Annotated in this window: 12 protein-coding genes; 2 read left to right on the top strand and 10 right to left on the bottom strand. The window is 28.7% G+C overall.

Annotated features, from left to right (window positions below; all coding sequences use genetic code 11):
- Positions 1-275 precede the first annotated feature (275 nt).
- On the top strand, positions 276-1,490 hold the full coding sequence (locus L6653_RS00845) for an FprA family A-type flavoprotein (protein WP_236784972.1): 1,215 nt from the start codon (positions 276-278) through the stop codon (positions 1,488-1,490).
- 74 nt (positions 1,491-1,564) lie between these two features.
- Here L6653_RS00845 and L6653_RS00840 read toward each other — a convergent pair whose 3' ends face one another.
- From L6653_RS00840 to L6653_RS00795, 10 genes are all read right to left on the bottom strand, one after another.
- Positions 1,565-3,073 (bottom strand): 4Fe-4S dicluster domain-containing protein, encoded by a 1,509-nt coding sequence (locus L6653_RS00840; protein WP_236784971.1) that lies wholly within the window; start codon positions 3,071-3,073, stop codon positions 1,565-1,567.
- Between the two features lie 33 nt (positions 3,074-3,106).
- Positions 3,107-3,397, bottom strand: a complete 291-nt coding sequence (locus tag L6653_RS00835) for a (2Fe-2S) ferredoxin domain-containing protein (protein WP_236784970.1) — start codon at positions 3,395-3,397, stop codon at positions 3,107-3,109.
- Between the two features lie 66 nt (positions 3,398-3,463).
- Positions 3,464-5,083 (bottom strand): sensor histidine kinase, encoded by a 1,620-nt coding sequence (locus L6653_RS00830; protein ID WP_236784968.1) that lies wholly within the window; start codon positions 5,081-5,083, stop codon positions 3,464-3,466.
- Positions 5,080-5,739, bottom strand: a complete 660-nt coding sequence (locus L6653_RS00825; RefSeq protein WP_236784966.1) for a response regulator transcription factor — start codon at positions 5,737-5,739, stop codon at positions 5,080-5,082. Before L6653_RS00825 ends, L6653_RS00830 begins: the two co-directional genes overlap by 4 nt.
- On the bottom strand, positions 5,736-6,353 hold the full coding sequence (locus tag L6653_RS00820) for a phosphate signaling complex PhoU family protein (RefSeq protein ID WP_060803022.1): 618 nt from the start codon (positions 6,351-6,353) through the stop codon (positions 5,736-5,738). Before L6653_RS00820 ends, L6653_RS00825 begins: the two co-directional genes overlap by 4 nt.
- Before the next feature lies 1 nt (position 6,354).
- The gene (gene pstB, locus L6653_RS00815; RefSeq protein ID WP_236784964.1) at positions 6,355-7,206 is read right to left on the bottom strand and encodes a phosphate ABC transporter ATP-binding protein PstB; all 852 of its coding nucleotides are present in this window, start codon (positions 7,204-7,206) and stop codon (positions 6,355-6,357) included.
- 10 nt (positions 7,207-7,216) lie between these two features.
- Positions 7,217-8,017, bottom strand: a complete 801-nt coding sequence (pstA, locus tag L6653_RS00810; RefSeq protein ID WP_236784962.1) for a phosphate ABC transporter permease PstA — start codon at positions 8,015-8,017, stop codon at positions 7,217-7,219.
- An 8-nt stretch (positions 8,018-8,025) separates the two neighbouring features.
- Entirely contained in the window at positions 8,026-8,886 is an 861-nt protein-coding gene (pstC, locus tag L6653_RS00805) for a phosphate ABC transporter permease subunit PstC (RefSeq protein ID WP_058990761.1), read from the bottom strand.
- A gap of 1 nt (position 8,887) precedes the next feature.
- Entirely contained in the window at positions 8,888-9,748 is an 861-nt protein-coding gene (locus tag L6653_RS00800; RefSeq protein WP_236784961.1) for a substrate-binding domain-containing protein, read from the bottom strand.
- A gap of 142 nt (positions 9,749-9,890) precedes the next feature.
- Positions 9,891-10,844, bottom strand: a complete 954-nt coding sequence (locus tag L6653_RS00795) for a substrate-binding domain-containing protein (RefSeq protein ID WP_236784959.1) — start codon at positions 10,842-10,844, stop codon at positions 9,891-9,893.
- A gap of 167 nt (positions 10,845-11,011) precedes the next feature.
- Between L6653_RS00795 and asnA the strand changes: the two genes are divergently transcribed.
- Positions 11,012-12,025, top strand: a complete 1,014-nt coding sequence (gene asnA, locus L6653_RS00790; RefSeq protein ID WP_236784957.1) for an aspartate--ammonia ligase — start codon at positions 11,012-11,014, stop codon at positions 12,023-12,025.
- Positions 12,026-12,034: the final 9 nt, after the last annotated feature.

Here is a 12,034-nt window from a genome sequence, read left to right as displayed (position 1 = left end):
AAAGATTACTAATAAAGATAAAATTGAATTGCAATATATGAATATGTAAAACATCTACACTTAATATATAACCTAAAATCCTTTATTTAATCAAAATTATTTAAATTTTTTCAAAAAATTTATAAATTTAAATTAAAATCAAAAATTTAAAATCTATGAAAAAGTTTTCTAAACTAAATATTACAATTTAAACAATATTGGCTTATATCTTGTATTTAATTTTATATTTAATAAGGTATAATAATTTTAGCGATAATAATAATTTTGGAGGTTATATGCAATTTATAAAAAAAGTTTATGACAATATTTATTGGGTTGGTGCCAATGATAGGGGCCTAAAAAGATTTGAAAATATGTTTACCCTACCAAATGGTGTAACTTACAATTCATACATTATAAAAGATGAAAAAAATGTTTTGATGGATGGATCTGATTCTTCTGTAATAAGAACTTACCTTGATAATGTAGAAAAAGCTCTTGATGGAGAAGATTTAGATTATATTATTGTTCAACACATGGAACCTGATCATTGTGGATCAATTGATTTTATTTTAGATAAATATCCAAATTGTAAATTTGTTGGAAACCAAAAAACTATTAAATTTTTCCATCAATTTTATCCAAATGATAAATATGATGAAGAAAGATTTGTAGAAATTAAAGATGGTGATGAATTAAATATTGGAAAAAGAAATCTAAAATTTGTTTTTGCTCCAATGGTTCACTGGCCAGAAGTTTTTATGACTTATGAAACTACAGAAGGTTTATTCTTCTCAGCTGATGCTTTTGGTTCATTTGATGTTTTGGAAGGCCACATTTCTGCAAAACACTATATCAAAAAGCAAGCTTGGGTTAATGAAAACAGAAGATATTATATAAATATAGTTGGAAAACAAGGAAGAATGGTTACAAATCTTATTAAAAAAGTTTCAGATTTTGAAATTAATGCAATCTTCCCTCTTCACGGACCTGTTTATGATGACAAAGAATCTATAGAATTTATCCTTGATAAATATGACAAATGGGCAAACTTCAAACCAGAAACAAAAGGTGTAGAAATTGTATTTTCTTCAATGTATGGAAATACAGAATTAGCTGCTGATATTTTAGCATCAAAACTAGATGAACTTGGAGTTTCTGATATAAAATTATATGACGTATCTGATACTGATTTTTCATATATAATTGCTGATGCCCACAAATATTCAAACCAAGTTTTTGTTGCAATGAATTACAATGCAGGTCTATATCACAAAATGGATGCGCTTTTAAGAGAACTAGTTGGTACAGGATATCAAAATAGACATATTTCCTTCATCCACAATTATTCATGGGGTGGAAGATCTCTTGAACAAGCAAAAGAAATTCTTGAAAGTGGAAAACACGAATATGTTGGAGAAGATTTCATAATTAATTCTTCAATGAAAAATGATCAAGAAAAAACTTTAGAAGATTTAGCCAAAGCAATCAAAGAAGACTTAGATAAATAAAAAATTTAAAAGATGCGATTTTCGCATCTTTTTTTGTACGAAAAAAGGAGCATATTTCTATGCTCCTAGTTTTTTCAGTCTTTTGGTTTATCTTCTTCTGGGATATTTTTGTTGTCGTATGGGGATTTGTAGATTGATTCTTTGGCAAATTGTTTTACTGCTTTTCCTGTTTTAATTTCTGAAATTAAAGTTCCAGGTCCTCCAACACATCCACCAACGCATGCCATTCCTTCTAATAATAGTCCGTCTTTTCTTCCAAGTTTTGCCATTTGGGCAAGTTTTACGCAATCAGCAAGTCCTTCTGCTTTTTCTACTTTTACATCTAAATCAGGATTTATTTCTGCAATTCTTCTTTTTACAGCTTCAGCTACTCCTCCGCTTACTGCATAATTTCTTCCAGTTTCTGATGCATCTTGCCAATCTTCTTCAACTTGTATTTCTGCAGGATCTATGTCTTTTGCCAAGAACATTCCCATTAGCTCTTCATAAGTTATAACGTAGTCTATTGTTTCTGCAACTTCTGGTCTTCTTGCTTCAAGTTTTTTTGAAATGCATGGACCAATGAAAGCTACTTGAGCTTTTTCATCCATTTTTTTGATGTGTTTTCCTGAATAAATCATTGGTGTTGATGATTCTGAAATCTTATCATTTATTTCTGGGAATTTTTTCTTTACCATTAATTTCCATGAATAACAGCAAGATGTTCCCATAAATGGAATTTTTTCTGGAACACTTTCAACGTATTCGTGAGCTTCGTTTAAGGTTGTAAGGTCTGCCCCAAGTCCTACTTCTATTACATCCTTAAATCCTAATTTTTTGATTGCTTCTTTTATTTGAACTGGGCTTGCCATTTGTCCAAATTGTCTTACAAATGATGGGGCAACTATGGCATAAACGTGTTCATTTGTATTTAAAGCCTTTGCCAATTGGTAAATTTCTGTTTTATCTGAAATTGCTCCAAATGGACAAGCAGTTATACATCTTCCACATGCTACGCACTTATCATCATCAATTTCTGCCCTATCTAATTTGTCACTTTTTATAGCTTTCACTCCACAAGCTTCTGCACATGGTCTTTTTGTGTGAGCAATTGCATTATATGGACAAGCTTGAACGCATTTTCCACATTTTATACACTTATCTTGGTCAATTATTGATCCTTTTGATGTGTAGGTAATAGCATTTTTTGGACAGACATTTACACATGGGTGAGCAATACAAGCCCTACAAGTATTTGTAACTTCTACTCTATTTTCAGGGCAAGCCTCGCAGGCGATTTTTATTACTGAAACTAGAGGTGGCTCATATTTTTTTATATCATAATCTTCATCATCCAAACCATCAGTAATTGCTCCCGTATTGTCTGCAGTTCTTGCGTGAAGTCCTACTCCCATCCTTAGTCTTTCGCCCATTACGGCTCTTTCTCTAAAAATATTTTCCCTATATGATGCTTCTTCTCCTGGGAGTATTTCAAAAACTTCTGTCGCTATGTCATAAATTGGCCTATTTTCAAAAGCAATTTTTGCTATATGTTCAAAGGCCATTCTTCTAATATTTAATATATTTATGTATGTTTCTTTCATTATTCTTATCTTCCTTACAAGTCTTTTCAAATATTAATTAAATTTATCTTCAAAAGCCGTATCTAATATGTATTCCATTATTACTTCTGTTTTTGCATTTGTAAATACTTTTCCATCTACTAGTACAACTGGTGCATTTTTTTTATTTTTTTTGCACTCATTATTACATGTTATCATTTCGATTTCAAGTTCAATATTTTGAATGTCTAAATCACCTTTATAGAGTCTATCATTAAATTCTTCTACAAAATTTGATAATCTGTTATAAATTATGTCCGATCCTAGCATGGTGCATCTTGCGCCTGCACAAACTTCTATTTTCATATCTACTCCTTATAAATTTTAATAATTACTCATAACAATTATAACAAATAAAAGAGAAAAAAGAAATTATAAGCTTGGAATGAAGATTGTAAATTTTGTTCCAAAGCCATATTCACTTTCAACTTCTATATCATAATTTAAGTAATCGCATATATGTTTTACAATTGATAAGCCAAGTCCTGTTGATTTTAATGTTCTTGTTCTTTGCTTATCTGCTACATAAAATCTTTCAAAAATTCTTGAAAGATCTTCTTTTTTTATTCCTATACCCCTATCAGAGATAAATATTTTAATTCCTCTGTCGTTTTTTTCATAATTTATCGAAATTTTTCCATTTACTTTGTTGTATTTGATTGCATTTTCATAAATATTGGATATAAGGTCGGTGAAAAGTGATTCGTGAGTTTTAATATATAAATCATCCATATTGTTTTCGATTTTAATATTTTTCTTATCTGAACTTCTCTTAAATCTACTTATACTTTGATCAACTACATTTTTTATATTTACGATTGTTCTTCCCTCAGTTAAATTTTCTTCGTCAAGTTTTGAAAGTTTTAAAATATCATCTATTATATTTAATAATCTGTTTCCTTCTTCATTTATAATTTTCCCAAATTCTTTTATATCATCATTTTTTGCAAGGCCTGTAGCAATTAATTCTGCGTATCCATTAATGCTTGTAAGAGGGGATTTTAATTCGTGGCTTACATTTGCTGTAAATTCTCTTCTCATAATTTCAGCTTTTTTATTTTTTGAATTGTCAATCACTATAATTATATATGACTCAATTTCCCTATCTATAATCGGGTCAATATATAATTTTAAAGATAAATCATCAATATTAAGTTCAATATTTTTACCTTTTTTAAGAAGATTAGTCTCTCTTATGGCAAGTTTATAACCATCATTTTCTACTAAATTTTCTAATTTTTTGTCTTTTTCAATATTTAATAATTCTTTGGCAGCCTTATTAATTATCAAGATATTTCCTTCTTTATCCAAATAAATAAAACCCTCTTCCATATTTGAGCTCACTTTTTCAATATCTAAAATCCTTGCTTTTAAATTCGAATTTTCATTAAGTAAATTTTTTCTATCGAATCTTAAATTTTCAATATAATCTTTTGGATTTTCCTTAAAATTATAAAATTCTTTCTTATCATCTATTCTTTCTTTAAAGGGATTAGTTATTCTTTCATATAGGTAATTTGTGAAAAATTTATTTATTATAAAGGCAAGAATTATACCAATAATCAAAATATAAGTTCTTTTAAAAAGATATATGATAAAAGTTGGATTATTAAATTTTATGGCTAGAATTTTATTTTTGGATTTTTTTGCAAAAACTTTTGTTTCCTTATTTATGTAATTTTTTTTAGATTTTTTAACAATATCAACATCATAAAATTCGTAGTTTTTTATTATATTTTTATTTATTCCAGAGTTATATAATACATTTCCTTCTGTATCTTTTAACAGTAGGTCAATATTATAAGAATTTTTAAATTTATCTAACTTTTTTTCATCTATTTTTTTATAAGTAAGAAAGCTCAAGGAATTTTCTACAAATTCATCTTGAGCTTTTTTTTCTTTTTGATATGAAAATAAAGAAGATAATACAAAAATAATAATAATTAACAAACTTGTTATAATATTAATATTTTTATTAATTATTTTTTTCATATTTCTCCAAGTTTATATCCTAAATTTCTTACAGTTTTTATGTGCACACCTGCAGATTTTAACTTATTACGAAGACTTGCTATGTGAACATCAACCGTTCTGGTTTCTCCCTCGTAATCATAACCCCAAATTTTTAGTAGAAAATCTTCTCTTGTAATAACATTACCAATATTGGTCAAAAATAACAAGAGCATTTCAAATTCCTTGTAGGTTAGATCTATTTTTTCACCATCAACTTTTACGGTTCTTTTTTTGATATTCACTTCTATGTTTGAATAAGTCAAATGTTCCCTGTCTTTTTTCTCGCTTCTTCTTAAAACTGCCTTTACTCTTGAAATTAATTCCAAAATTGAAAATGGTTTTGTTATATAATCATCCGCCCCACTTTCAAGACCCAAAACTTTATCAAATTCATCCGTTCTTGCTGTAAGCATTATTACAGGAACATTTGAAAATTCTCTAATTTCTTTTAAAATTTCAATACCATCTTTTTCAGGTAACATTATATCTAGAATTAGTAAGTCCACACTCTCTTCTCTTACTGATTCTACAACATCCAGACCATCCTCAAAGCCTCTCACTTGATAATCTTTTTCTGATAAGGCGTATAAAACTAAATTTCTAATCGACTTATCATCTTCTACAACATAAATCATAACCTTGTTGAATAATCAGCTATTTTAGCTAACCTATCTCCAAGTCTTTCAAAATATTTATAGAATAGCACTTTTTCAGACAATTCCATTGGTGTGATTTGGTCTGACTTTGTTAATTTTACGAGATAATGGATACAATCTTCAAATAATTCATTATTAATTTCATCATCATCAATTGTTCTTAAGGCAAGTTCATTATCGTTGTCTTCAAAACTTTGGATACTATTTAAATTCATATTTTTTTGGTTTTTTATAAAAGTTTTTACAAATTCTTTTTCTTCATCTCTTAAAGGAAATTCCAAAATAATTGCTGCAGCTTGAGCTATATGATTTGAAATTCTTTTGTAAGTGGATGCAAGTTTTATTGACATTTGCAAAAATCTCAAGTCCCTTGCAACTGGTTGTTGCAAAGCCAAAAGGTCATAGCAAAATCTCTCTATATCTGCTGCATATTGTCTTGTATCATGGTCAAGATCAATTATTTCTTCAAGATTATTTTTTTGACCATTTTCAAGATATAAGACAAACCTATCATATGATAATTGAATCAATTCTGATACGTTTTTTTCCATTTCCCTAATATTATCTAAATCTTCAATATATCTTGTTCTCATATCAACCGAACCTTCCTGTTATATAATCTTCAGTTCTTTTGTCCCTTGGATCATTAAATATTTTTTTCGTTTCATCCATTTCAATTACATCTCCAGTCAAGAAAAATGCTGTTCTATCAGAAATTCTTGCTGCTTGTTGCATATTGTGAGTAACTATCACTATTGTATATTTACCCCTTAAATCTTCTAATAACTCCTCAATTGATGCAGTAGAAATTGGATCTAGGGCGCTGGTTGGCTCGTCCATCAAAACTATTTCTGGATTTACAGAAAGAGTCCTTGCTATACAAATTCTTTGTTGTTGACCACCAGAAAATGAAAGAGCATTTCTGTCGAGTTTATCCTTAACCTCATCCCAAACACTTGCAGCTTTCAAAGACTTTTCTACAATTGCATCAAGCTCATCCTTATCTTTTATTCCATCAATTCTTGGTCCGTAGGTTATATTGTCATAAACTGATTTTGAAAAAGGGTTTGGTGTTTGAAAAACCATTCCTACATTTCTTCTAAGACTAACTACATCAACATCTTTTTTATTTATATCTTTTCCATCAATTTCAATTAAACCTTCGATTTTGCAATCATCAATTAAATCATTCATCCTATTAAAACATTTTAAAGTTGTAGATTTTCCACAACCACTTGGTCCAATAAAAGCTGTAATTTCATTTTCTTTTATTTCCATATTTATTTTTTTCAAAGCTTGAAAATCTCCATAATATAAATCTAAATCTTTTACATTTATTATGGTTTTTTTATTAGATAAATTTTCTGATTCTTTATTTCCAAAAAATGTTTCTATTCTTTTTTTATCATTAGATAAATATTTATTTTTATCTTTTGTTTTTTCCATTATTCTCTCCTTATTTAACTATAGCCTTAGAAATTTTTGCCGATACAAAATTTAATAGTATTACAAAAACTAAAAGTAATACTGCTGTTGCATAGGCTTCTTTTACGTGGAAACCTTCTGTCGATAGGACATACATATGAACTGCCATTGTTCTTGCAGAATCTAGTATTGATGTAGGTGTTTTTGCTACTGTTCCCATTGTGTAAATCAAGGCAGCAGATTCACCAACTATTCTTCCTGTTGATAAAAATATTCCTCCCAAAATTCCATTAATTGCTTCTGGTATTACTATTTTAAAAATTGTTTGAATTTTTGTAGCTCCTAAAGCTAGTGATGCGTGAGCTTGGAGAGGATTTACATTTAAAATCGCCTCTTCAGTTGTTCTAATTATGGTTGGAAGAATCATAATTGCTACTGTTAAACATCCTGCAATCAAAGAATATCCCAAATGTAGGGCGTCAACAAAAAACAAATATCCAAACAAACCATAAACAATTGAAGGAATTGATGAAAGAATTTCTGTAGCAAATCTTACAGATTTTATCAAAATTTTATTTTTTGCATATTGTGACAAGTAAATCGCTGTAAAAATACCAACTGGCAAAGTTACCATTAGGGTTATTACAATTGATAAAAATGTTGTAATAAGGGCTGGCATTATTGAAACATTTTCGGATGAATATTTTAATTCAAAAAGCGAAGGAGAAATATTTGGTATACCATTTATTAAAATATAGGCAATTACAACTCCACCTGCTGCAAATCCCAAAAGTGATAACAAATAAATTAATATTTTAAAAGAATTTTTCATTACTACCTCTACATTCTTGCTTGATCTTTGTTTCTTATAAAGTTAAATACAATATTTATCAAAAGAATAAATACGAATAAAACCATACCTGTTGCTATAAGGGATTCTCTGTGAAGACCTGACGCATATCCCATTTCCAAAACTATATTTGTTGTAAGAGTTCTTACTCCATCAAGTAGACCGCCTGGCATTCTTGGTTGATTTCCAATTACCAAATAAACTGCCATTGTTTCTCCAATTGACCTACCAATAGCAAGAATTATTGAAGAATAAATTCCACTTTTTGCATAAGGTACCATAACTTTTCTAATAGTTTCTTCCTTTGTAGCGCCAAGAGCAAGAGAACCTGTATAAAAAACTTCCGGAACTTGTTCGAGAGAGTTTTTTGAAATGTTTACCATAGTTGGAAGAATCATTATTGATAAAAGAATTGATGCAGTGAGCATATTCATTCCACCAGTTTTAAAAGTTTTTGAAACAAATGGAACCAAAACCATCATGGCAAAAAATCCATAAATAATTGAAGGGATAGCTGCCATCAAATTTATAAGACCATTCAAAAAATTGTAAGATTTTTTTGAATAATAAGCCATAAAAATTGATACGGCAAGACCAAAGGGAACTGCAATTATTGCTGATAAAAGTGTTACAATAATTGATCCAACAATCATTGGTCCTATTCCAAAGTATGCAGGTTTTGCAGTTGGAGCCCATTTTGTTCCGCTGATAAATTTTATAAGTCCATATTGGCTAACAAAATCTATACCTGATCTAAAAATAAAAAAGGTAATTAGAATTATTAATAAAATGGACATAATGGCAGAAATTAAAAATACAATTTCTCCAAATTTTTCTCTAAAAGATTTCATTTTATTTTAACTCTCCTGTGTTTGTTATCTCTCCTGTATAGATACTTCTTAACTCTTTCATTGTTAAATCATTTATTTGAGTGTTGTCTTTATTTACGATAATTGCTATTCCATCGATTGCAAAAATTTCTGATGAAAGACTATCATCTTGTAATTTATTTGAAATCATGGCTATATCTACAACATTGTCCTTTACATTTTTCAAACCTGTCAAAGATTCATTAGATAAAACTTCAACTTCAACATTTTTATTTAATTTTTCATAGTTTTCAGCAAGCTTTTCTACAATTGAACTTAGAGAGGAAGAACCTGTTATGGTTAATTTTCCTTCAAGATTTTTTGCCTTATATTCCTTTTCGTTTGTTAGAGCAAGAAGTCCGTCTTCTTCAATTAATTTTTTTGCATTTTTACTTTTTACATATTCCAAAAAATCTTTTGAAAGATCAGTTGCTGAATCTTTTTTATAAGCAAGTCCAAAAGGTCTTTGCAATTTATATGATCCATCTTCAATTGTATCTTTATTTGGACTAACACCATCAATTTTTACAACCTTAACTGAATCATCCAAAGCAGTAAGTGATAGGTAGGCAATTGCTGTTTTATCAACTCCAACAGCTTTTAATACTCCATTTGTAGAATTTATTACCATAGAATTATCTGTAGTCATATCTTCATAATTTCCTTTTTTGCTTTCTTTTATCAAACCAACTTGTTCAATAAAACTTTTTCTCGTTCCCGATCCATCTTCCCTACTTGTAACAGTAAGGTCAAAATTTTTGCTTTCTTTTACTTCAGTTTTTTTGCCAGAGCAAGAAGTTATCAAAACTAAAGTAGATAAAAACAATAATAATTTTTTTACCATATGAACTCCTTTTTATTTTCTTACATAATATTATTAAATCCTTGTATTGAATTGATAAATCCTATGTAAAATCTATGTAAAGTTAATAAAATTCATAAAAAAATAAGCTCATAGGAAATCTCCTAGAGCCTATTTGAAATAATTATTTGCTTAGATCAGCTGTATTTTTAATTTTTCCTGAGAAAATTTCTTTTAATTGGTCTTTTGTTAAATCATTTAATTTAGAATCATCTTTATTAACAATTACAGCAATTCCGTCTTTTGCTAAAACTTCTACTTGAAGTTTATCTTTTTCATCATCTTTTAATTCTCTTGATGCCATAGCAATTTGGCTAACATCAGAAATTGTTGATTCGATTCCTGAAGATGATCCTGTAGATTGGATTTCAATATTTGCATCTGGGTTTACATCTTTATATTTTTCTACAAGTTTTTCCATTAAAGGAGTAACTGATGTAGATCCTGCAATTGTTAAATCTCCTTTAATTTTTTTACCCTTGTAATCTTTTGCTTCAACTTTAATATATCCTTCTTTTTCAACTATATCTTGAGCGTCTTTACTTAAAACAAATGCCAAGAAGTCTTTTGCTAAATCATCAAGTTTATCTTCTTTAAAAGCAAGGTTGAAAGGTCTTTGTAATGTATAATCACCAGATTCAATGTTTTCTTCTGTTGCTTCTGCTCCATCAACTTTTACTTTTTTAACATTATCATTTACAGAACCCAAAGAAACATATCCAATTGCTGATGGATCTTGAGATACAGTTTGCATAACACCGTTTGTAGAATTTTGAACTACAGCTTCATCAGTTGTTGTATCTTTCTTTTCACCATCTTTTTCTTCTTCAAGACCAACAAGTTCAATGAAAGCTCCTCTTGTACCAGAACCATCTTCTCTTGATACAACAGTTATATCAAAATCTTCTTGATCAGAATTTGCTGTATCCCCATCTTTTTTCTCATTAGCTGTGCTAGCATTTTCAGTTGGATTTGATCCACTTGCATCATTAGCTTTGTCATCCTTATTTCCACAAGCTGATAAAATCATTGATAGAGAAAGAGCTGCTACTATAATTTTTGAATTTTTAATTTTCATTATTTACTCCTTTAATATTTGTAACTTCATCATGAATAATAAGATATTATTATTTCAAATTGATTAGACTAATGTAAAGTTTAGGTTAATTTTTAAAATTTCTTGTAATTTATTCTAAAACCTATATAATTTAATAGTAAAAAAAGAACAAAGCGTTAGGAGATAAAATGCAAGAAATAAAAATACCAGAAAATTATCAAAGTGATAAGAATTTATATAAGACACAATTGTTGATAAAAGAAATTAAGGATTTTTTCCAAATAAATTTATCAAATAATTTAAATTTAAAAAGAGTATCAGCACCTTTATTTGTAGAAAATTCTACCGGTCTAAACGATAACCTATCTGGTGTTGAAGAGCCTGTAAAATTTACATTACCTGAAGCAAATAATGCCAGCATGGAAATTGTTCACTCCCTTGCAAAATGGAAAAGATATGCTTTAAAAGAATATAATTTTGCAATGTACGAGGGACTTTACACTGACATGAATGCAATAAGAAGATGTGAAGTTCCAGATAATACTCACTCATTTTATGTTGACCAATGGGATTGGGAAAAAGTAATAAAAGACACAGATAGAAATGAAGATTATCTAAAATCAACAGTTCTTACAATTTTTAATACTCTAAGAGCCTTGGACGAATATCTTTGTAGATTAATTCCAAAAAGAGTAAAATTGTTGCCAAATAATATAAAATTTTTAACAAGTCAAGAATTAATAGACGAATTTCCAGAATGTAAAGACAGCAAGGAAAGAGAAAGAGCAGCTTGTAAAAAATACAAGGCAGTATTTTTAATGCAAATTGGAAAAGTTTTGTCAAACGGTGAGGTTCACGATATGAGATCACCTGATTATGATGATTGGAATTTAAATGGAGATATTTTAGTCTACAATCCAGTTTTAGACGACCAATTAGAATTATCATCAATGGGAATAAGAGTTGATGCAAAAACTTTAAAAGAACAATTAAAAATTTCTGATTGTGAAGAAAGATTAGCATACAAATATCATAAAATGTTAGTAAACAACCAATTGCCACAAACAGTTGGAGGTGGAATCGGTCAATCAAGACTTTGTATGTTCTTTTTACAAAAAGCCCATATAGGAGAAGTTCAAGTTTCCTACTGGCCAGATGAAATCAGAGAAGAATTAAAGAAAAAATCAGTTATTCTATTATAAAATAAAAAG

This window comes from Anaerococcus ihuae (genome assembly GCF_928368155.1).
Taxonomy (GTDB): domain Bacteria; phylum Bacillota; class Clostridia; order Tissierellales; family Peptoniphilaceae; genus Anaerococcus; species Anaerococcus ihuae.
Note: the sequence above shows the minus strand (reverse complement) of the source record. Positions and strands in the feature narration are given on the sequence as shown.